The organism is Bartonella sp. AC62GZZY (assembly GCF_042196525.1).
GTDB lineage: Bacteria > Pseudomonadota > Alphaproteobacteria > Rhizobiales > Rhizobiaceae > Bartonella.
Map to the genome: position 1 here is coordinate 1 of NZ_JBHIQN010000007.1, position 23,156 is coordinate 23,156.

Annotated in this window: 16 protein-coding genes, 1 tRNA gene and 1 pseudogene; 15 read left to right on the forward strand and 3 right to left on the reverse strand. The window is 38.1% G+C overall.

Going from position 1 to position 23,156, the window contains the following annotated elements:
* From ACFIML_RS05650 to ACFIML_RS05710, 13 genes and pseudogenes are all read left to right on the forward strand, one after another.
* A pseudogene (locus ACFIML_RS05650) lies at window positions 1–65 on the forward strand (elongation factor Tu); the annotation flags it as partial.
* Between the two features lie 47 nt (window positions 66–112).
* Window positions 113–188, forward strand: a tRNA-Trp gene (locus tag ACFIML_RS05655).
* Between the two features lie 199 nt (window positions 189–387).
* Window positions 388–600, forward strand: coding sequence for a preprotein translocase subunit SecE (gene secE, locus ACFIML_RS05660; protein ID WP_273790652.1), 213 nt, complete (start codon window positions 388–390; stop codon window positions 598–600).
* A 20-nt stretch (window positions 601–620) separates the two neighbouring features.
* Window positions 621–1,151: a transcription termination/antitermination protein NusG gene (gene nusG, locus ACFIML_RS05665; RefSeq protein WP_273790740.1), complete on the forward strand. Its 531-nt coding sequence runs from the start codon at window positions 621–623 to the stop codon at window positions 1,149–1,151.
* Between the two features lie 150 nt (window positions 1,152–1,301).
* Window positions 1,302–1,730, forward strand: coding sequence for a 50S ribosomal protein L11 (gene rplK, locus ACFIML_RS05670; RefSeq protein ID WP_273723157.1), 429 nt, complete (start codon window positions 1,302–1,304; stop codon window positions 1,728–1,730).
* Window positions 1,731–1,734: 4 nt separating this feature from the next.
* Window positions 1,735–2,439, forward strand: coding sequence for a 50S ribosomal protein L1 (gene rplA, locus ACFIML_RS05675; RefSeq protein ID WP_375607230.1), 705 nt, complete (start codon window positions 1,735–1,737; stop codon window positions 2,437–2,439).
* A gap of 354 nt (window positions 2,440–2,793) precedes the next feature.
* A complete protein-coding gene (gene rplJ / locus ACFIML_RS05680; RefSeq protein ID WP_375607229.1) occupies window positions 2,794–3,312 on the forward strand; it encodes a 50S ribosomal protein L10 in 519 nt (172 codons plus the stop codon).
* A 101-nt stretch (window positions 3,313–3,413) separates the two neighbouring features.
* Complete coding sequence (gene rplL / locus ACFIML_RS05685; RefSeq protein WP_012755028.1) at window positions 3,414–3,785, forward strand: 50S ribosomal protein L7/L12; 372 nt, start codon at window positions 3,414–3,416, stop codon at window positions 3,783–3,785.
* A gap of 290 nt (window positions 3,786–4,075) precedes the next feature.
* The gene (rpoB, locus tag ACFIML_RS05690; RefSeq protein WP_375614670.1) at window positions 4,076–8,224 is read left to right on the forward strand and encodes a DNA-directed RNA polymerase subunit beta; all 4,149 of its coding nucleotides are present in this window, start codon (window positions 4,076–4,078) and stop codon (window positions 8,222–8,224) included.
* Window positions 8,225–8,396: 172 nt separating this feature from the next.
* On the forward strand, window positions 8,397–12,608 hold the full coding sequence (rpoC, locus tag ACFIML_RS05695) for a DNA-directed RNA polymerase subunit beta' (RefSeq protein ID WP_375607227.1): 4,212 nt from the start codon (window positions 8,397–8,399) through the stop codon (window positions 12,606–12,608).
* A gap of 717 nt (window positions 12,609–13,325) precedes the next feature.
* Window positions 13,326–13,505: a hypothetical protein gene (locus ACFIML_RS05700; RefSeq protein ID WP_375607226.1), complete on the forward strand. Its 180-nt coding sequence runs from the start codon at window positions 13,326–13,328 to the stop codon at window positions 13,503–13,505.
* Between the two features lie 228 nt (window positions 13,506–13,733).
* A complete protein-coding gene (locus ACFIML_RS05705; RefSeq protein WP_375607225.1) occupies window positions 13,734–14,423 on the forward strand; it encodes a nitroreductase in 690 nt (229 codons plus the stop codon).
* A 342-nt stretch (window positions 14,424–14,765) separates the two neighbouring features.
* Window positions 14,766–16,157, forward strand: coding sequence for an L-serine ammonia-lyase (locus ACFIML_RS05710; protein WP_375687599.1), 1,392 nt, complete (start codon window positions 14,766–14,768; stop codon window positions 16,155–16,157).
* 1,826 nt (window positions 16,158–17,983) lie between these two features.
* Here ACFIML_RS05710 and ACFIML_RS05715 read toward each other — a convergent pair.
* Both ACFIML_RS05715 and ACFIML_RS05720 read right to left on the reverse strand, forming a co-directional pair.
* Window positions 17,984–18,262, reverse strand: a complete 279-nt coding sequence (locus tag ACFIML_RS05715; RefSeq protein WP_273790659.1) for a hypothetical protein — start codon at window positions 18,260–18,262, stop codon at window positions 17,984–17,986.
* Window positions 18,263–18,294: 32 nt separating this feature from the next.
* Window positions 18,295–19,644 carry a D-alanyl-D-alanine carboxypeptidase gene (locus tag ACFIML_RS05720; RefSeq protein WP_375607223.1) on the reverse strand — a complete coding sequence of 450 codons (1,350 nt, stop codon included), beginning with the start codon at window positions 19,642–19,644 and terminating at the stop codon, window positions 18,295–18,297.
* A gap of 234 nt (window positions 19,645–19,878) precedes the next feature.
* On the opposite strand from ACFIML_RS05720, the gene clpS reads away from it, so the two are divergent.
* Entirely contained in the window at window positions 19,879–20,250 is a 372-nt protein-coding gene (clpS, locus tag ACFIML_RS05725) for an ATP-dependent Clp protease adapter ClpS (RefSeq protein ID WP_375687601.1), read from the forward strand.
* 6 nt (window positions 20,251–20,256) lie between these two features.
* Window positions 20,257–22,608, forward strand: coding sequence for an ATP-dependent Clp protease ATP-binding subunit ClpA (clpA, locus tag ACFIML_RS05730; protein WP_375607221.1), 2,352 nt, complete (start codon window positions 20,257–20,259; stop codon window positions 22,606–22,608).
* 7 nt (window positions 22,609–22,615) lie between these two features.
* Here the strand turns inward: clpA and ACFIML_RS05735 are convergent, their stop codons facing one another.
* The gene (locus ACFIML_RS05735; RefSeq protein WP_375607220.1) at window positions 22,616–23,038 is read right to left on the reverse strand and encodes an HIT family protein; all 423 of its coding nucleotides are present in this window, start codon (window positions 23,036–23,038) and stop codon (window positions 22,616–22,618) included.
* Between the last annotated feature and the right edge of the window lie 118 nt (window positions 23,039–23,156).

Below are 23,156 nucleotides of genomic sequence, written 5' to 3' on the forward strand. Positions count from 1 at the left end.
GTTTTGCTATTCGTGAAGGTGGTCGTACTGTTGGTGCCGGTATCGTCTCTAAGATCATTGAATAAATAATGCTTGTTAAAGGGGTGTTAAAAGTATTTTAATTTTGAGAGTTAGGGGTATAGCTCAGTTGGTAGAGCGGCGGTCTCCAAAACCGCAGGTCGCGGGTTCAAGTCCTGCTGCCCCTGCCAAAGGGGGATTTTACATATAAGGGAGTGGATTTTGCTGCCTTTTTCGCTTTTTTTGATATGGGGCTTGTTTTTTTGTGTGTGAAACGGTATTGAATAGAAAGTAAGGAAATTGCATAAGTCTGAAAGTTGGCTTTTGCATTTTTTTCTGTTTATTTTGTTCTATAAAACACAATAGGACTAGAGAGAGTATAGTGTGACGATGGCATCTAAAACCAATCCGATTACCTTTTTGAAGCAGGTTTATGCAGAAACGATTAAAGTGAAATGGCCTACACGTCGTGAGACGGTTATTTCTACTATTATGGTTTTGTTGGTAACTGCATTGGCTTCAGCTTTCTTTTTTATTGTGGATCAGGTTATGCATTTTGGTGTTTGGCGGGTTATTGATCTTCTGAAATATCTTTTTAGTTGAGAATGTAAGGAAGTGTGACTGTGGCAGCTCGTTGGTATATTGTTCAGGCATATTCAAATTTTGAAAAGAAAGTAGCGGAAGCTATTGATAAGGAGGCAAAGCAGAAGGGACTTGATCATCTTTTTGAAAAGATTTTTGTTCCAACAGAGCGTGTTGTAGAGGTTCGTCGTGGACGCAAAGTTGATACTGAGCGAAAATTTTTTCCTGGTTATGTTCTTGTTCGTGCTGAGTTAACAGATGAAGTTTATCATCTTATTAAGAATACGCCTAAAGTGACAGGTTTTTTAGGATCGGATGCGCGTCCTGTTCCCATTTCTGATCGAGAGGTTGAGCAAATTCTCAAACAAGTTCAGGAAAGGGTTGAGTCTCCAAAGTCTTCTGTATTGTTTGAGGTTGGAGAGCAAGTTCGCGTTGCTGATGGTCCTTTTGTTTCGTTTAATGGAATTGTTCAAGAGGTTGAAGAAGAGCGCTCTCGTCTTAAGGTTGAAGTGCTTATTTTTGGGCGTCCTACGCCTGTTGATTTGGAATTTGGTCAGGTTGAAAAACTCTGATTAAACTTAGAGTAGTTTTTATTACTTTAAGGAAGGAGTGGGAGGTGATTTATAGCTTTTGTCGGCTTAATGATCCGAACCACGTGACTGCAAGCGGGTGACGGGCAAGATGAATTGTCAGTATACCAGTGAAATTAAAGGCAGATTGTTATGGCAAAAAAAAGTATAGGTCAGCTTAAGTTGCAGGTCCCTGCAGGAGCTGCTACTCCATCTCCACCGATTGGTCCAGCTCTTGGGCAGCGTGGTATTAATATCATGGAATTTTGTAAGGCGTTTAATGCAGCGACACAAGAAATGGAAAAGGGGGCACCGATTCCAGTTGTTATTACGTATTACCAAGATAAATCTTTCACATTTTCTCTCAAGACGCCTCCTGTATCATTCTTTTTAAAGAAGGAAGCAAACCTGAAATCTGGCTCAAAAGAGCCTGGTAAAGTGTCTGTAGGAAGTATTTCTCGCGATAAAATTCGTTCGATTGCGGAATCAAAGATGAAAGATCTTAATGCAAATGACATTGAGGCAGCGATGCGTATGGTTGAAGGTTCTGCTCGCTCGATGGGTTTGGAAGTGGTGGGCTAGTATTATGGCAAAAGTAGCAAAGAGAATAAAAAATATCCGAAAAGATATCGATTTTAGTGAACTTTACGCTTTAAAAGATGCTGTTTTAATGGTTAAGGAGCGTGCCGTTGCTAAATTTGATGAAACAATCGAAATTTCAATGAATTTGGGTGTTGATCCTCGTCATGCTGATCAAATGGTTCGAGGTGTTGCTCATTTGCCTAATGGAACAGGAAGAAATATTCGTGTTGCCGTTTTTGCTCGTGGGGATAAGGCTGAGGAAGCTAAGGCGGCAGGAGCTGATATTGTGGGTGCCGAAGATTTATTTGAAAGCGTTAATAGAGGGACTATAGATTTTGATCGTTGTATTGCAACACCAGACATGATGCCTCTTGTTGGTCGTCTTGGTAAGATTCTTGGTCCACGGAGTTTGATGCCCAATCCCAAAGTTGGTACTGTAACACTTGATGTTGCTGGTGCTGTCAAAGCGTCTAAGGGTGGTGCTGTTGAGTTTCGTGTTGAAAAAGCCGGTATTGTGCATGCTGGTATTGGTAAGGCTTCTTTTGGTGTTGAAAAAATCGTAGAAAATATAAAAGCCTTTGCAAGTGCAGTTATTAAAGCTAAGCCGCAAGGTGCAAAAGGTGAGTATATTAAGCGCGTTGCTGTTTCTTCGACTATGGGGATTGGTGTTAAAGTTGATCCAGCAACAGTTCGTTCAGAGACAGTATAAGCTGATTTATAATTTTGTTTTGGGGTATGTGAACATCAAAATTGTATTTTAAATGCTGGTTTTGATCAGCTAGCTATCTAAGCTTTATAGAGCTTAGGTTGTACCGGAAGAAATTCCGGAATATCCTGTCCGAGATTGTAGGTGATACTTTTAAGTATCTTAATCAAAAAAGCCTGCATGAGACTGGGGTAAAAACTGAGAGTTAAAAGACTTAAAGGGTTTGAGCCAAGGTTGCCTTTGAACGCTGTGCGTGAAAAAGGGGACAGGATCCTCATCGGTGACATGAAGTATTTTATGTTATCAAAGGTAACCAACAGGTTTGTTCTAAGCAAATCTGTTAAATGGAGAGAGACAGTGAATAGAGCGGAAAAACGCGAATTTGTTACATGGCTTAACGAGGCTTTTCGGAAGTCTGGTTCTGTTGTTGTTGCACATTATTCCGGTCTGACAGTTTCACAGATGAATGATCTGCGTTCAAAAATGGGTGAAGCTGGCGGTGCCGTTAAGGTCGCCAAAAACCGTCTTGCTAAAATCGCTCTTCAGGGCACGGAATCTGAATCGATAGTGGGTTTGTTTACCGGACAAACACTTATTGCTTATTCAGAAGATCCAATCACAGCACCAAAAGTTGCTGTTGATTTTGCGAAAAGCAATGACAAATTTGTCATCCTTGGTGGTTCAATGGGTGCAACAAGTTTAAGTGTAGATGCTGTGAAGTCATTGGCTTCATTGCCTTCATTAAACGAGTTGCGTGCAAAACTTGTGGGTATGATTTCTACCCCTGCGACCCGTATTGCACAGGTTGTTAATGCCCCTGCTGGTCAGGTTGCGCGTGTCATTGGAGCATATGCTCAGGAGGATAAGGCGGCTTAAGGCTGTTTGTATTCATGTTTATGGAAAAGCTTTAATGCTTTTCTGTTTTTTTGGATAAGTTTTAATAATGGTTCAAATCTTTTAATTGAAGGAATTTAAAAATGGCTGATCTAGAGAAGATCGTAGAAGACCTTTCTAATCTAACCCTTTTGGAAGCTGCTGAGCTTTCTAAGTTACTTGAAGAAAAGTGGGGGGTTTCGGCTGCTGCTCCTGTAGCTGTCGCTGCTGTTGCTGGTGCTGCTGCTCCAGCTGCTGAAGAAAAAACAGAATTTGATGTTATTCTTGTTGAAGGTGGCGCACAAAAAATTAATGTTATTAAAGAAGTTCGTGCCCTTACTGGACTTGGTCTTAAAGAAGCTAAAGATCTGGTTGAAGGAGCACCCAAGCCTATTAAAGAAGGTGCTTCTAAAGAAGAGGCAGAGAAAATTAAATCTCAACTTGAAGCTGCTGGTGCTAAAGTTGAACTTAAGTAAATTTAATTTTATCGGCGAACATTTATGTTCGCCGATTTTCTTTCTCTTAATACAAAGAGGGAAAATAATGAGTAAAAAACCTTTTCCCAATGGTTTCGTAACAGGAATGGGATAGGTTTGGATTACTTCCCCCTTCATCATAGAGTCAAAGAGATAAATGGCTTATGTTGGTGGGGAAAGTTAATGATGCTCATTATTGAGTGTCAAGTGAACTGGTCTGCATATGCAGGTTAATGGTATAAGGCTTTCAAGGTTGGTCTACCTTGAACAGTAAAGATCAAGGAGCGACGATGGCTCAGACTCACGCAATGATGTCTCAATTCAATGGTCGTAAGCGCGTACGGAAATTTTTTGGTAAGATTCCTGAAGTAGCAGAAATGCCGAATCTTATTGAGGTTCAAAAAGCCTCATACGATCAATTTCTCATGGTTGAGGAACCGAAAGGTGGGCGACCAGATGAAGGTTTGCAAGCTGTTTTTAAATCGGTTTTTCCTATTTCAGATTTTTCCGGGACAGCTATGCTTGAGTTTGTAGGTTATGAATTTGATTTACCAAAATTTGATGTTGAAGAGTGCCGTCAACGTGATTTAACTTATGCTGCCCCATTAAAGGTCATATTGCGTTTGATTGTTTTTGATGTTGATGAGGATACTGGCTCCAAAGATATCAAAGATATTAAAGAGCAAGGCGTTTATATGGGCGATATGCCTTTAATGACGACGAATGGTACCTTTATTGTTAATGGTACGGAGCGTGTTATTGTTTCTCAGATGCATCGTTCTCCTGGTGTCTTTTTTGACCATGATAAAGGAAAGTCCCATTCATCAGGAAAGCTTCTTTTTGCTGCTCGTGTTATTCCATATCGTGGTTCTTGGCTTGACATTGAGTTTGATGCTAAAGATATCATTTATGCGCGTATTGATCGACGGCGCAAGATTCCTGTTACTAGTCTTTTGATGGCATTAGGTATGGATGCGTCGGATATTTTATCGACGTTTTATGATAAAGTGACTTATGAGCGTGATGGAGAAGGATGGCGTGTTCCTTATTCTGTGGATCGCTTTAAAGGAATGAAGCTCATTTCTGATCTTATAGATGCAGATAGTGGTGAAGTCGTTGCGGAGGCTGGTAAAAAATTAACAGTTCGTACTGCAAAGTCTTTGGTAGAAAAAGGACTTAAAGCGGTTAAAGTTAGTGAAGATGATTTATTAGGTTGTTATCTAGCCGAAGATATCGTCAATTACGAAACAGGTGAAATCTACCTTGAAGCTGGTGATGAAATTGACGAAAAAGTATTAAAAATTCTGCTCGATGTTAGTGCTGATCAAGTCAATATTCTTGATATTGATCACATGAATATTGGCGCTTACATCCGCAATACTTTGAAGGTAGATAAAAATGAAAGTCGGCAGGATGCGTTATTTGATATTTACCGGGTGATGCGTCCAGGTGAACCACCAACAATCGATACAGCAGAAGCAATGTTCCATTCATTGTTTTTTGATCCAGAGCGTTATGATCTTTCCGCTGTCGGGCGTGTTAAGATGAATTTACGTATGGATCTTGATTGTCCAGACACAGTTCGCATTTTACGCCAAGAGGATATTATTGCTGTTGTTAAGATGTTGGTTGAATTGCGTGATGGACGTGGTGAAATTGATGATATTGATAATCTTGGCAACCGTCGTGTTCGTTCCGTCGGGGAGTTGATGGAAAATCAATATCGCATTGGTCTTCTTCGTATGGAGCGTGCGATAAAAGAGCGTATGTCATCGGTTGAAATTGATACAGTTATGCCACAGGATTTGATTAATGCAAAGCCTGCGGCAGCAGCGGTCCGTGAATTTTTTGGGTCTTCACAATTGTCTCAGTTTATGGATCAAACCAATCCATTGTCAGAAATTACCCATAAACGCCGTCTTTCTGCTCTTGGTCCAGGTGGTTTGACTCGTGAACGTGCGGGTTTTGAAGTTCGTGACGTCCATCCTACGCATTATGGTCGTATTTGTCCGATTGAAACACCAGAAGGCCCCAATATTGGTCTGATTAACTCCTTAGCAACATTTGCGCGAGTTAACAAATATGGCTTTATTGAAAGCCCATATCGAAAAATTATTGATGGTAAAGTCACAAAAGAAGTTATTTATCTTTCAGCGATGGAAGAAGCAAAGCATTATGTAGCTCAAGCTAATTCTTCATTAGATAGTGAAGGCCGCTTTATAGAAGAGTTTGTTGTTTGCCGTCATGCAGGTGAAGTTTTAATGGCGCCACGCGATCATGTTGATTTGATGGATGTTTCACCAAAACAGTTGGTTTCAGTTGCAGCAGCGCTTATTCCATTTTTGGAAAATGATGATGCGAATCGTGCGTTGATGGGATCGAACATGCAGCGTCAGGCAGTTCCTCTTGTACGCGCTGAGGCACCCTTTGTTGGTACGGGAATGGAATCCGTTGTTGCACGCGATTCAGGAGCTGCTGTGAGTGCAAAACGTAGTGGTGTTGTTGATCAAGTCGATGCTACCCGTATTGTTATTCGTGCAACAGAAGATTTAGATCCTTCAAAATCAGGCGTTGATATTTACCGTTTACAGAAATTTCAGCGTTCTAATCAGTCCACTTGTATTAATCAGCGTCCTCTTGTACATGTTGGTGATAGGGTAGAGAAAGGTGATATCATTGCAGATGGTCCATCTACGGATCTTGGTGATTTAGCTCTTGGGCGGAATGTTCTCGTAGCCTTTATGCCTTGGAATGGATACAATTATGAAGATTCTATTTTGTTATCCGAGCGCATTGTTGCTGATGATGTGTTTACTTCAATTCATATTGAGGAATTTGAAGTTGCGGCACGCGATACAAAACTTGGACCTGAGGAAATTACGCGCGACATTCCTAATGTTGCGGAAGAAGCGTTAAGAAACCTTGATGAAGCTGGCATTATTTATATTGGTGCTGAAGTTCAACCAGGTGATATTTTAGTTGGAAAGATTACCCCAAAAGGTGAAAGTCCCATGACGCCGGAAGAAAAGCTTCTGCGTGCAATCTTTGGAGAAAAGGCATCTGATGTTCGTGATACTTCTATGCGTATGCCTCCTGGGACTTTTGGTACTGTTGTTGAAGTTCGCGTTTTTAATCGCCATGGCGTGGAAAAAGATGAACGTGCGATGGCAATTGAGCGTGAAGAAATTGAGCGTTTAGCAAAAGACCGAGATGATGAACAGTCGATTCTTGATCGCAATGTTTATGCGCGTCTTACCGATATGTTGACAGGTAAAGTTGCTGTAGAAGGTCCGAAAGGCTTTTCGGGTAGTAAAAAGCTTGATAGTACAGTAATGGGGCATTATCCACGATCACAGTGGTGGCAATTTGCTGTTGAGGATGAAAAGCTTCAAAATGAAATTGAAGCTTTGCGTAAACAATATGATGAATCAAAAGAAGCATTACAACGTCGCTTTATGGATAAAGTTGAAAAAGTCCAAAGAGGTGATGAAATGCCTCCTGGTGTCATGAAAATGGTGAAGGTTTTTGTGGCTGTGAAACGCAAAATCCAACCAGGTGATAAGATGGCGGGGCGTCACGGGAATAAGGGTGTTGTTTCACGTATTCTTCCCGTAGAAGATATGCCTTTTCTTGAAGATGGGACCCATGCTGATATCGTCTTGAATCCACTTGGTGTGCCTAGTCGTATGAATGTTGGACAAATTCTTGAGACGCACCTTGGTTGGGCATGTGCCGGGATGGGCAAGAAGATTGGCGATTTGTTAGAATTATATCAAGAAACTGGGGATATACTTCCTTTGCGCCAACGTATTGAAAATCTTATGCCTGATGATAATCATAATGAGCCAGTCCGTCAGTATGATAATGAAAGCCTTTACAAATTGGCTTTACAGATGAAGAAAGGGGTTTCAATTGCAACGCCTGTTTTTGATGGAGCACATGAGTCTGATATTAACATGATGCTGGAAGACGCAGGATTAGATAGTTCAGGGCAGGTTACGCTTTATGATGGTCGTACTGGGGAGCCTTTTGATCGTCCAGTAACGGTGGGATATATTTACATGTTGAAATTGCATCACCTTGTTGATGATAAGATTCATGCACGTTCTATTGGTCCCTATTCACTTGTTACGCAGCAGCCATTAGGAGGTAAGGCACAATTTGGTGGTCAGCGTTTTGGTGAAATGGAGGTTTGGGCACTTGAAGCTTATGGTGCTGCATACACTTTGCAGGAGATGCTAACAGTAAAATCAGATGATGTGGCTGGTCGAACAAAAGTCTATGAGGCAATTGTGCGTGGTGATGATACATTTGAGGCAGGTATACCCGAAAGCTTTAATGTGTTGGTAAAAGAAATGCGCTCACTTGCTCTTAATGTGGAGCTTGATGATGCGCGTGAACTTATTGCACAGCGGGCATTGTCTGATACGACAGAATAATAATTCAAGGAGCGCACTAGAAAAAGGCTGCGCTCTTATTACTTTAAGAGGCTCAATAACCTTATTAAGGCTATACAGGTTGTTTTTAAAAGTAAATGTATTTTAAAGAAGATCTGTTATAAAATAAATGAGATATTACAACAGGTTCTAAGAATCTTTGAAGGAGAACAGCATGAACCACGAGGTCATGAATCTTTTCAATCCTCAAGCGCCAGCGCAGACATTTGACTCTATTCGTATTTCTATTGCGAGTCCTGAGAAAATTTTGTCCTGGTCGTATGGTGAGATTAAGAAGCCTGAGACGATTAATTATCGGACGTTTAAACCAGAGCGTGATGGTCTTTTTTGTGCACGTATATTTGGCCCTATTAAGGACTATGAATGTCTATGTGGCAAATATAAACGCATGAAGTATAAGGGCATTATTTGTGAAAAGTGTGGTGTAGAGGTTACTCTTTCCCGCGTACGTCGTGAGCGTATGGGGCATATTGAACTTGCGGCACCCGTTGCGCATATATGGTTTCTTAAATCATTACCAGGTCGTATTTCTACACTTTTAGATTTAACTTTAAAAGATATTGAACGGGTTCTTTATTTTGAGAATTATATTGTAACCGAACCAGGATTGACGTCTCTTAAGCTCCATCAGCTTCTTTCTGAAGAAGAATATATGCTTGCTATTGATGAATTTGGAGAAGATCAGTTTACAGCTATGATTGGCGCTGAAGCTATTTACGAGCTTTTAGCTAGTATGGAGTTAGATAAAATCGCTAATGATTTGCGTCTTGAATTAGCTGAAACAACTTCAGAGTTAAAGCAGAAAAAATTGATTAAACGACTTAAAATCGTTGAAAATTTTCTTGAATCTGGAAATAAGCCAGAGTGGATGATTATGAAAACAATTCCGGTTATTCCACCGGATTTGCGTCCATTGGTTCCGCTTGATGGTGGGCGTTTTGCGACATCAGATCTGAATGATCTTTATCGGCGTGTTATTAATCGTAATAACCGCTTGAAACGGCTGATTGAATTGCGTGCTCCTGGAATTATCGTGCGCAATGAAAAGCGTATGGTACAAGAAGCTGTTGATGCATTGTTTGATAATGGACGGCGTGGGCGTGTGATTACTGGAGCCAATAAACGTCCTCTTAAGTCTTTATCAGATATGTTGAAGGGCAAGCAAGGACGTTTTCGTCAGAACTTACTTGGGAAGCGTGTTGATTACTCGGGGCGTTCTGTTATCGTGACGGGTCCTGAATTAAAATTGCATCAATGTGGTCTTCCCAAAAAAATGGCTCTTGAATTATTTAAGCCTTTTATTTATGCGCGGCTTGATGCAAAAGGCTATTCATCAACGGTAAAGCAGGCAAAGAAGCTTGTTGAAAAAGAACATCCAGAAGTTTGGGATATCTTGGATGAGGTTATTCGTGAACACCCTGTTTTGCTCAATCGTGCACCAACATTGCACCGCTTGGGGATTCAGGCTTTTGAACCTATCTTGATTGAAGGGAAAGCTATCCAGCTTCATCCGCTGGTGTGCACTGCTTTTAATGCAGATTTTGATGGAGATCAGATGGCGGTTCATGTTCCGCTTTCTCTTGAAGCACAGCTTGAAGCCCGTGTTTTAATGATGTCAACCAATAATATTCTTCATCCAGCTAATGGAGCTCCCATTATTGTTCCATCACAGGATATGGTTCTTGGTCTTTATTATCTTTCGATTGTTTCTGAAAAAGAACCAGGTGAGGGAATGGCTTTTTCTGATATAGGTGAGCTTCATTATGCTTTAGAAAATAAGGTTGTAACGCTTCATACGAAGATTAAAGGCCGTGTTAAGAATATGGGGAAGGATGGAAAAGAAGTTTCTAAACTTTATGATACGACACCTGGTCGTTTGATTATCGGTGAGCTTTTGCCAAGAAATGCGGATATCTCATTTGATATTGTCAATCAAGAGATGACGAAAAAGAACATTTCTAAAATGATTGATCATGTTTATCGGCACTGTGGACAAAAAGAGACGGTTATTTTTTGTGACCGTATTATGCAGCTTGGCTTTTCTTATGCTTGTCGTGCAGGAATTTCATTCGGTAAGGACGATATGGTTATTCCTGATAGTAAGTCGCGTTTAGTTGCAGAAACAGAAGCTTTGGCTAAGGAGTACGAACAGCAATATAATGATGGTTTGATTACACAAGGTGAAAAATACAATAAGGTTGTAGATGCTTGGGGTAAATGTACAGATCGCGTTGCAGATGAAATGATGAAACGTATTCAAGCCGTCGATTTTGATCCTAAAACAGGTCGTCAACGACCGATGAATTCGATCTATATGATGTCGCACTCTGGTGCTCGTGGTTCTGCTAACCAGATGAGACAATTGGCCGGTATGCGTGGATTAATGGCAAAACCATCGGGTGAAATTATTGAAACACCCATTATTTCAAATTTTAAAGAAGGTCTAACTGTTAATGAATACTTCAATTCCACGCATGGTGCACGTAAAGGACTTGCTGATACTGCGTTAAAGACGGCGAACTCTGGTTATTTAACACGGCGTCTTGTTGATGTTGCACAGGATGCTATTATTTCAGCAGTTGATTGTGGTACCGCAAAAGGGCTTACCATGCAGCCGATTGTTGATGCAGGACAAATTGTTGCCTCCCTTGGGCAAAGAATTCTTGGTCGTACAGCGCTTGTTGATATTCTACATCCTGTCTCTGGAAAGGTTATCCTTGAAGGTGGAGCAATGATTGAGGAAGCTGATGTTGCGAAGATTGAAGCAGCTGGGATTCAATCTGTTCAAATTCGTTCTGCATTAACATGTGAAACACGTCTTGGTGTTTGTGCAAAATGCTATGGTCGTGATTTGGCGCGTGGAACACCTGTTAATCAGGGAGAAGCCGTTGGTGTTATTGCTGCTCAATCCATTGGTGAGCCGGGAACACAGCTTACTATGCGTACTTTCCACTTAGGAGGAACTGCGCAGGTTGTGGATTCATCGTATTTAGAGGCATCTTATGAAGGTAAGGTGGAAATTCGTAATCGTAATGTGGTTCGTAACTCTGAAGGCCATTTGGTTGTTATGGGGCGTAATATGGCTATCCTTATCAAGGATGAGTTAGGAAAAGAGCGCGTTGTACATCGTGTTAGCTATGGTGCTCATATTTTTGTTGATGATGGTGATGTGGTTAAACGTGGCCAACGTATAGCAGAATGGGATCCTTATACACGTCCAATTTTAACGGAAGTTGAAGGCTATGTGGGTTTTGAAGATATGATTGATGGTTTATCTGTCACTGAAACAGCTGATGAATCTACGGGTATTACGAAGCGTTTGGTGATTGATTGGCGCGCTAATCCACGTGGTGCGGATCTTAAACCAGCCATTATTATTCACACGGATAAAGAAGGTGAATCTATTGCTAAATTGTATAAGGGAGGTGAAGCCCGTTATATGATGTCAGTGGAAACTATTCTTTCTGTTGAACTTGGTGCTCATGTTAAGGCTGGTGATGTTATTGCTCGTTTGCCAATGGAAAGTGCCAAAACGAAAGATATTACGGGTGGTCTTCCTCGTGTGGCTGAGCTTTTTGAAGCGCGTCGTCCAAAGGATCATGCGATTATTGCTGAAGTTAGTGGTACAATTCGGTTTGGCCGTGGTTATAAGAATAAACGTCGTATCATTATTGAACCAAATGATGAAACTCTTGAGGCAGTAGAATACTTGATTCCAAAAGGTAAGTTGTTCCACTTCCAAGAAGGCGATCAAATTGAAAAGGGGGATTATATCCTTGATGGGAATCCAGCACCTCATGACATCTTGGCGATTAAGGGAGTTGAGGCTTTGGCATCTTATCTTGTTAATGAGATTCAGGAGGTTTATCGTTTGCAGGGAGTTCTTATTAATGATAAGCACATTGAAGTGATTGTTCGTCAAATGTTGCAAAAAGTTGAAATTACTGAATCTGGAGATTCTGGTTATATTCCAGGTGATAATGTTGATCGTATTGAACTTGATGAAATCAATGATAATTTGATTGCAGAAGGGAAGAAACCTGCATCTGGTAATCCCATTCTTCTTGGAATTACAAAAGCTTCTCTTCAAACGCCTTCTTTCATTTCGGCGGCATCGTTTCAGGAAACAACACGTGTTCTTACTGAAGCAGCAGTTTCTGGTAAAATTGATACTTTGCAAGGACTTAAAGAGAACGTTATTGTCGGTCGTCTTATTCCAGCAGGTACGGGTGGTACAATTTCTCAAATCCGTCGTATTGCTGCAGTTCGTGATGATTTGATTGTAGATGAGCAGCGTAAGTCTAGTAATAACGAAGTGGCTAAGGCTATGTTGACAAATATGACAACTGGGGCTGTTGCTGAATAATTTAAATACAACATCACATAATAAAAAAACGTCTGAATAGAAAGTTCAGACGTTTTCTTATTTCGAAATGCAGAAGTTGTATATTCTCTTGAAAAATATCAAAAATTATAAGGCGATAGTTATTTTAAACATCTTTAGTAGCTTATTGTTTTGTAATGATGCTTATCTTTCTTGTTGCTTCATTTTAAAGTTTTCTTATTTCTGAAGGCAGTATAGAAAGTTTTTTCCCAAGTATGTGAAACTCAAAAAACATATTCAAGGAAAAGAGTTGATTATCTACAAATCAAATAATGATTGATTTTGAATTTTAGGAAAATTTCTGATTGATATCTTCTATAAAGATTTAAAAGGACTTATAATGAAAGATCAATAGTCTTTCTGTAATATAGAAATAATTGATTCTCTACTATACAATGTTTGTGAATGTATTTTCTTCTAAAGTAGAATGCAGAAAATTAGAGATTAAGGTGCTCACTAAGTTTTATAAAAAATAGACATATTTCTTATAACAATGTGATCTATAAAGACAGAATAATAAAATGTACGAATATTATTCAATTGGAAAATTAACACGTGAGTTTTCAATAATAGCTCGAACTTTGCTATGAAGAAGAGGGATTTCTTATCCCTTTTCGGTTTGCAAATACACGGCTTTATACATAAACGGGTCGTCATAAGTTAAAACAAATCCTGTGTACTAAAAGAGTTAAATTTTCGTTGTCTGAAATATCTGATATTTTGACAATGGTTGGAAAACCACCTGATAATGAGAAAAAGCTTAAGAAATTAATTGCAGGAATTCATAAAAAACGAACTGATTTAAAGCAGATGCAGCATGATGTTGATGATCTTCTACAGGATTTAGAACGAATTGAGGAGAGTTTTTTGAGAGCTTAGCGGAGTTGGTGGTTAGACATTGATTATAAATTTATTTTGTCTTCTTTTAGACAAATTTCTTTCTCTTAAAAGAGATAGATTATACTATCTCTAAGGGGAATATTTACCACTGCGTGAAATGTGTAAGTCATTTAAAGAAATAGAGTGTTTGAAAAAGCTGCAAAGGTATTTTCGCAGTATATTATCCTTGATAAGAAAAAACTATTTTTCATAAAGAAAGTAAAAACAATGACAGTTTCTCCTATGAGTGTTTTTCAATCTATATTGTCACGAAAGTCAATTCGCGCTTTTACTGATCAGCCAGTTAGTTTGGAAACAATCAAAGAAATCTTAAAACTTGCAGCACGTGCACCATCTGGAACAAATATTCAGCCATGGCAAGTGATTGTGCTTACAGGAAGTGTATTACAGAAAGTAGGGCAAGAGCTTTCACAACTTGTGCTTTCAGGTGTAAAAGGAGAGCGTGAATATAGTTATTATCCACGTCAGTGGCGTGAGCCTTATATTTCAAGGCGTCGAAAAGTTGGTTTGGATCTTTATCAGAGTCTTGGAATTCAAAAAGGAGATGAAGAAAAAATGCTTCATCAAAAAGCACGAAATTTTTTATTTTTTGATGCACCTGTAGGACTCTTATTTACAATGGATCACGACATGGAAATAGGGAGTTGGCTTGATTTGGGTATGTTTATGCAGACCATTATGTTAGCAGCACGTGGATTTGGATTGGATACCTGTCCCCAAGCAGCTTTTGCTGATTATCATAAACAAATTCGTACGCTTTTATCTGTACCTTCTGATCGGAATATTATTTGTGGTATGGCACTTGGTTATCGCGATATGAGTGCTCCAGAAAACAATTTTGAGACAGAACGAGAACCGTTAGAAAACTTTGTACGTTTCATCGAAGCATGTCCATAAAATATTTTATATCATTAAGCATATACTTTGAAGAACTTGGTGCATTATGAAAAATATGCTTGGTAGAATTTTTTCATTCTTATTAAATTATGATGTTGCATATTAACACTTATTTTACTACGTTCGAAACATTAAGAGAGTGATGACTCTAAGGGCATTGTTCGTTTTGAAGGTTGGCTAATGGAAAGCACTATAGAAAGAGGGTGTTGGGTGGTAGCAAGACGAGCAACATTCGTGTTTATTGCTATCATTTTTTTACTCTATCTCGCAATTTGATTTTAAACAGGACAAACGTTATAGAAAAGCGTATACTCAGACCATATTGGAGTTTTGAGGTGGTTCGTGTTTTTATCTGTTTTTGAACTTTTTAAAATTGGTATTGGTCCTTCTAGCTCACATACGATGGGGCCGATGACAGCGGCTAATATGTTTTTGCAAAGGATACGAGATTTTTCTCAGTTATCTGATAACCAAGTTTCTCGTATACGTGTTTATCTTTATGGTTCTTTAGCTTTCACAGGTATTGGTCATGCGACAGATAGAGCTATCATATTAGGACTTTTAGGAGAAAAAGCGTCTACTGTTGATCCTGATAGCATGGGATTCCTGTTAGAAAAAGTTATACGTGAAAAAAAAGTGCAACCAGAAGGCCATCCCGTTTATCAGTTTGATTTGCAACGTGATCTTATTTTTGAACGAAAGGAAATTCTCCCTGGTCATACGAATGGACTAGCATTTGAAGGGCTTGATACTGATGGGAATGTTCTTTTGCGGCAGATTTATTATTCTATTGGTGGTGGCTTTGTTGTAACTGAGGATGAATTAAGACACATGAATGGTAATATAGAATCAGAAGTGTCTGAGGTGCCATATCCATTTGATTCTGCTCGTACAATGTTATCAATGGCAGAAAAATCAGGATTTTCAATTGCTGAAATGAAACGCTTAAATGAAGAAATAAAAATAGAGCGTTCTTCTCTTGATGCTGGGCTTGATGAAATTTTTTCAGCGATGACAAATTGCATTAATAGAGGTCTTTCACAAGAAGGTGAGTTGCCTGGTGGATTACGTATTCCAAGGCGTGCTAAAAAACTGCATGATACACTTTTGGAAAATCAAAAGAAAAATTGCAATTATCCACTTTTTGCAAATGATTGGCTTTCGGTATATGCTATAGCAGTCAATGAAGAAAATGCAGCAGGTGGTCGTATTGTTACAGCACCAACAAATGGAGCAGCCGGTATCGTCCCAGCCGTTTTGCGTTATTATCTTCAGTTTAATGATGATTCAGATCGAGAGGGAATACATAATTTTCTATTAACGGCAGCAGCTATAGGCGGTGTTATCAAACATAATGCCTCTATTTCTGGTGCAGAAGTTGGGTGTCAAGGTGAAGTTGGAACGGCATCTTCAATGGCCGCAGCAGGGTTGACCGCAGCGTTAGGTGGAACACCAGCTCAAATTGAAAATGCGGCAGAAATTGCGCTTGAACATCACTTGGGAATGACATGTGATCCTGTTGCAGGTCTTGTACAAGTGCCTTGTATTGAGCGTAATGCAATGGGAGCTGTTAAGGCGGTAACGGCTTCTTCTCTTGCATTATATGGTAATGGAGATCATTTTGTTTCTCTTGATGCTTGTATAGAAACAATGCGCCAGACTGGTCATGATATGAGTGAACGCTATAAAGAGACAAGTAAAGGCGGTCTTGCAGTCAATGCGATATCTTGTTAAGAGCTGGAACATTTTTCAATCCATAACTGGACTTTTGGGAGAGAGATCGTATTTCCTAATAAAGCTTATGTTTTTTGTTCCTTATAAATCAAAGTTCCACTTTAATGCAGCAGTAGTTTGAAATAAATCTGAGATCATTCAGTGTTTTCTTAACGAATAATAGGTGTTGCATGCAAGCTTGGAGGGGAGAGTGTTGTGCATCTGTTTGATTTGTCTCTAAAGTGGGGAAAAAGTGTAATTTGGAAAAAATAAGAAAGCGTAAAGTAAAGTTAGTGATCAATCTGCCATTATTTTTAGCTGGGTTTTATGGCTTTAAAAAGTTTCCATAGCCATATATCTTTTAAGTAATGGAAGATTATGCCTGAGTATCCAAGGAAAATTTGTTTTAAATCTGAATAATTATGATGAAGAGAGTAGAGTTTTAAAGACTTTAATTTTTTAAAAGTGAAGTTTTTTCTACCTAGTATGGTAAAAAATGCCTTGAAAAAAAACACTAATTTACAATAATTAAGAGATATATTGGAAATATCTTTTTTATTTATAAATTTTTTACCGACAAAAAAATTAAAATAAATAATAACGTATACATTAAGAAATATTTATAAAAATTCTCATGAGAATAAAATGCACACAATAGAACATTATCGTGTTACGCGTTCGTGAGTTCGTTTTAAAAAAATATCTCTCAACGCTCCCAAGCTCATTTCACGATGGCACCTGTGAATGATATAACGGTAAATTCATTGAGCTGTCCCCATCTTTATGCTTAATAAAAAGAGTACGCTGGCATGGTTGCACACTTTGCCAGAGCCGCCCCTCTGTACAGGGACAAAGCTCTTGGCATTTGAAACGGTTCATTATAGGCATTTTTAGTCTTTTTGGTACAGTTTCACGCTACACACTAATCTCGCTCATAACATGCAAGAGACGGTTTTGATTGATTCAACATAAACAGATTTTTAATGAGAGAATCTTACGATATTCGAGATTCTCATCTAACATGCAAAATAATTAATTATTTTTATAAATCAGTATCTTGCATATGAATAATATAATGTAAGTTTTCCATGGATGGTATAAAATCTATAGAGTATTAGCATTTTTATTTATAAAGAGAGAAAACCAGCACTATCATCCTTTTTGTCAACTTTCAATGTTACAAAAGATCCTAGTACTTGAAACGATTCATAAGAGATATTTTGATTCCTTTTTTAAATAGTTTATATGCCAATTTTTCTCGTGATGAGCAAGCGAGCGATTTTGACTGATTCAATATAAGAAGTAAAATAAGAGCATTTTACGAAAATCTCTTATTCAATATGCAAAAAATAAATTATAATTATAAATTAAAATCTTATGGAAATCGCTATTATAATATTTAATCTGATAATTTGTTTACGTTTTTTCATCGATAGTATTTGTATTTTCCAATTTTCTGTGCCTTTTGACATAAATACAAGTAAGAGGAGTGAGATTGTTTTTTTACAGCGTTTATGTTGTATGAGGAGCGTTATTAAGAGGGATTTTCTTTATTGAACTTTTACAATAATCCCATCAAATGATAAGCTTTCATCTAATGAAGCTATTCATTTTTTCCAGAAAGATATCAAGGACAATTTTTTATATTAAATCCAAAAAGTGGAAAAATATTGGGTATTTTTATGTCCTTAACAATGTTTTTATTAAAAGCTTGGAGATATTGGATAGTTGGAAAAGCTGTCAGAAAAATTCAACAATTTAAGAAAAAAGTATGTTTATCAAAAGGTTTTCTAAGGCTGTAGATAATGGTTAATAATAAAATAATTTTTTAGAGAGGGTCTGTAGAATTAAATATTTGTTGCTCCTAAACGGATTTTAATAGGCACATTACCAGTTTGGCTCGCAACGCGTAAATGAATGCGTACAGGAGGCATTATGAGACGACGGTTGCGCATTGTTTGGCAAATGAGAAGGTTAACAAGAGACTGTGTATCTAATGCTGTCGAATTATATTTTAAACCAGTAAGTTTTGCGGCAGCATCGTGAAGAGAACGCAATGAAAGGAGGGATGATTGCTTCAATAAAATTTCTTTTTTATGGAATGAAGCAAAAGCATTATCTGTCATAATACTATCCTTAACGCAGAATTCAAAAATTTTTAGTAGGCTACAGTATAGCAGTTAAAATTTGCTTTCTTTAATGTAGAGCAAGCATCAAATGCAGCTTTTTTTGATTGAAACCCTGTAAAGCGCGCTCGGTAATAACGCCGCCCACTTTTTTCAAACAGTTGCATGTGTGAAGATGCATGCTTTAAAGTAGAAAAAGCTATATTTTTTGCTTTTAAAAGTAGAGTTTTTGCTTGTTCTTCACTAGGAAGAGAACCAATTTGGATAGCCCATCCGGCATTTTCGGACAAAGAGACTGTTACAATTTTATGAGTCTCAGCTGGTATAGTTTTTTGAGGATTCGGTATTGGTATAATTACCTTATTTACAGCCGTTATTGCGATATTGGAGTTTTTAGGTTGTTCTGCAAATGCTGTCAACATAGTCGAAATTTCATCGTCAAAATTACTTGAATCAGCTTTAATGGTCGGTATAGGAGTATTGGCCCCAGTGGGTAAGTGATAGCGTACAGAAGCTATTAAACGTTCACCACTTTTCATTTGGCTTGCTTTGGGCAAATATTGATTCAATAAGCTAGCCATATGCTCGTCACGTGCAGTAGATGATTTACCTCCCATAACAACAGCGACAATAGAGCGCCCCTCAAGACGCATCGAAGTTGCTAAATTAGAACCTGACATTTGTGTGTAGCCTGTTTTAATTCCATCGACACCTTTCATTATTTTAACAAGTTTATTGTGGCTGTTAATTTTATGTCCACGGAAATTAAAACTTTTTGTTTTGAACAATTTATATTGTTTGGGAAAATGTTTACGTAAAGCTAATGATAAAGTCGCTATATCTCGTGCTGTAGAATAATTGTGCACATCCGGAAGTCCTGAAGCATTTGCAAAATGTGTATGTTTCATGCCAAGTTTACGGGCTTTTACTGTCATCATTTGAGCGAATTTTTTTTCACTACCTCCAAGATATTCTGCAATGGCAGCAGCAACATCATTTGCGGATCTTGTAATGAGTGCTTTAGCTGCTGATTCTGCAGAAATTGTTTGGCCTGCTTTAAATCCAATTTTTGTCGGTGGACGCATTGCTGCATAATGTGAAACAGGAATTGGTGTATTTGGTGTCACACGACGCATCTGCATAGCTTCAAAGAGGAGGTACAATGTCATCATTTTTGTTAAAGAAGCAGGATAACGTTTCAGTGTTGCATTGGCTTGAAATAGAGTTTTTCCCGTAGTAGCATCTATAACAATAGCCGCATACTTATCAGGATAGGCCCCTTGAGGTGTGGCGGATGCCCAACAGTAAGAAAAAGCTAACATAACAAAAGAAATTGCTATTGTTTTACAGTAGCGCATAATTTTTTGATAATTAATATACACTTGCAGTATCCTATTTCTCCATTTATCCTAAAAAACTTCTATAAAGCTTCCTTTTCTGTAATTTATTGATGCAGTTTAGACGAATGGTATTACTAATTTGTTTACAGAAGTTATTTTATGAGTGAGCGATTGAAGTCTAACCATAGAGGAAATTTTTTTTCTAATACAAACAGGTATTGCAATAGTTATGAAAGAATTTAAAATTAATAAAAATGTGCTGCATGGAAAACGATAATGGGACAGATGCTCATAATAAACTCTATAGCTCGTATTATGCATAATGAAAAGGGCAAGAATTGGGATGAAGGTAGGCATGGTGCGGTTATAATGCCTAAGGCTAGAGAAAAACTTGAAAAACCTAAATTATGTCGCGTTTTTTTGCTTAATGATGATTACACACCTATGGATTTTGTTGTTTTCGTTTTGAAGAACTTTTTTAAAAAAAGTTTCGAAGAGGCAACGCGGATAATGTTAAATATTCATCACAATGGGATAGGAGAATGTGGGACTTATACTTATGAAGTCGCTGAAATGAAAATATTACAAGTGAGGGAATGTGCGCGTCAAAATGAACATCCGTTACAATGTGTAATGGAATGGAAGTGAGGAGCTATGCCATCTTTTACACCTAGTCTTGAAGAGGTTTTGCATCGTGCATTAACAATTGCTACTCAAGCACGCCATGAATATGCAACACTAGAGCATCTTCTACTTGCGCTGTTAGATGATGCCGATGCAAATTCCGTTATTCAGGCTTGCCAAGTAGATGTGGAGGAATTGCGAGAGCGCTTAACCAATTATCTTCGCTCAGAGTTAGATGAACAGATTAGAGCTGATGAGGATACAAAGCCTACAGCTTTTTTCCAGCGTGTTATCCAACGTGCGGTGATTCATGCACAATCGGCTGGAAAAGATGAAGTATCGGGGGCAAATGTTCTTGTTGCAATTTTTTCTGAACGTGAAAGCCATGCAGCATATTTTCTTCAAGAGATGGGAATGACACGCTATGATGCTGTACGTTTTATTTCACAGGGTGTCACGCGTGATGATGGGTTATCCATGTTACTTGAAGGACTTGAAGAGCAATTAGATCAGCAGATTTCGGATAATGGTGAAAGAGGAACAAGTGCTTTAACGAATTATTGTGTTGATCTCAATTGTAAAGCACGTAATGGAAAAATTGATTTATTAATTGGCCGTGAAATAGAAATTTCACGCATGATTCAGGTTTTATGTCGAAGGTCAAAAAATAATCCGCTTTTGGTTGGTGATCCTGGAGTGGGGAAAACCGCTATAATTGAGGGATTGGCAAAGCGCATTGTTGATGGGCAAGTGCCTGAAGTTTTATCAAATGCAACAATATTTTCTCTTGATATGGGGGGACTTGTTGCAGGTACACGTTATCGCGGTGATTTTGAAGAACGCTTAAAGCAAGTTATTAAAGAGTTTGAGCTGTATCCAGATGCTATTTTATTTATTGATGAAATTCATACCTTAATTGGAGCAGGAGCGACATTAGGGGGAAATATGGATGCAGCAAATCTTTTGAAACCTGTATTATCTTCTGGAACTATGCGATGTATTGGTTCGACGACTTACAGAGAATATCGCAAATTCTTTGAACAAGATCGTGCTTTAGAGCGTCGTTTTCAGAAGATTGATATTAATGAACCTTCTGTTACAGATGCGATTAAGATTTTGCAGGGGATGAAGCCTTATTTTGAAGATTTTCATCAGATTAAATATACAGATCAGGCGATGAAGGCATCTGTAGAATTATCTTCACGTTATATAATTGACCGTAGGTTACCTGACAAAGCAATTGATATTATTGATGAAAGTGGAGCAGCGCAAAAGCTTTTGCCACAAAAACAACGCAAGAAGAGTATAGGTGTTAAAGAAATTGAAGCGACTGTTGCTACAATTGCAAGAATTCCACCAAAAACAGTTTCCCGGAATGATCAGAAGATACTGAGTAAGCTTGAAAGAGAACTCAAACATGTTGTTTATGGTCAAGATCAGGCAATTTCCGTCTTAGTTTCATCCATAAAATTGGCGCGAGCAGGTTTACGCGAACCGGATAAACCAATAGGAAGTTATTTATTTTCAGGACCAACAGGTGTAGGAAAAACTGAAGTTGCAAAACAGCTTGCATCATCTTTAGGCATTGAATTATTGCGTTTTGATATGTCAGAATATATGGAACGGCATACGATAGCACGTTTAATCGGAGCACCTCCAGGTTATATAGGGTTTGATCAAGGAGGTCTCCTTACAGATGCCGTTGATCAGAAACCTCACGCAGTTCTATTGCTAGATGAGATTGAGAAAGCGCATCCAGAGTTATTTAATATTTTATTGCAGGTAATGGATTATGGTAGATTAACAGACCATAATGGTAAGAAAATTGATTTCCGCAATGTTATTTTGATTATGACAACCAATGCTGGTGCTTCAGATATGGCAAAATCAGCTATTGGATTTGGGAAAGTACATCGTGATGGTGAGGATATAGAAGCAATCAATCGACTCTTTACACCAGAATTTCGTAATCGGTTAGATGCAATTATTCCGTTTGCATCTTTATCTCATTTAATCATCAATCAGATAGTGCAAAAATTTATTTTTCAGCTTGAAGCACAATTAGCTGATCGGGGAATTTGTTTTGAATTAAGCCCTTCTGCAACTTTATGGCTTTCTAATAAAGGATATGATTCTCAGATGGGAGCACGCCCATTAGGGCGTGTTATACAAGAATATATTAAAAAGCCATTAGCTGATGAAATTTTATTTGGAAAGTTACGCAATGGTGGTACCGTTCGCGTATTGACACAAAAATCAAATGGTAAAAAAGAAAGCTTACAGTTAGAAATTTCATCTTCCGATATATCTGTAAGTTCAAAGAAAAGTAAAATGGAAAACTTTACAAAAAAACGTTTAGGAAAAAAAAGCACAACAACTTAAGAGTGTGTTATAAAGCTGCACGGATTTTTTTTGCATTCTCTTCAAGTATTTCTGGAGGCGTTACCATATCATTATGAGGGGTAAGCTCTATTCCCTCCATACGTGGTATAATATGAAAATGAAGGTGATAGACGGTTTGTTGACTAGCTGCTTCATTAAATTGCATGACAGTTATGCCATCTGCTTGAAAGGCTTTTTTGACAGCATTTGCAATTTTTTGAACAGCTTTAATAACAGGAAATAATGTTTCAGGATCTGCATCAAGTAAGTTTCTAGAGCCTTTTTTAGGAATGACCAGCGTATGACCTGGTGCCTGTGGCATGATATCCATAAATCCAATAACATCATCATCTTCGTAGACACGAACAGAAGGGATTTCATTGCGAATCAATTTAGCAAAAATATTATTATTGTCATAAGCTTGTTTCATACAAATATTTCCTTTTATCGTAAGTTTAAGATTCTAATTTAAAAACGAAAAAATGCAAGGTTTATCAGAGTGTAAGACAAAGAAGTACTTTGACTTCAGTTATATTTAGGATAATGCA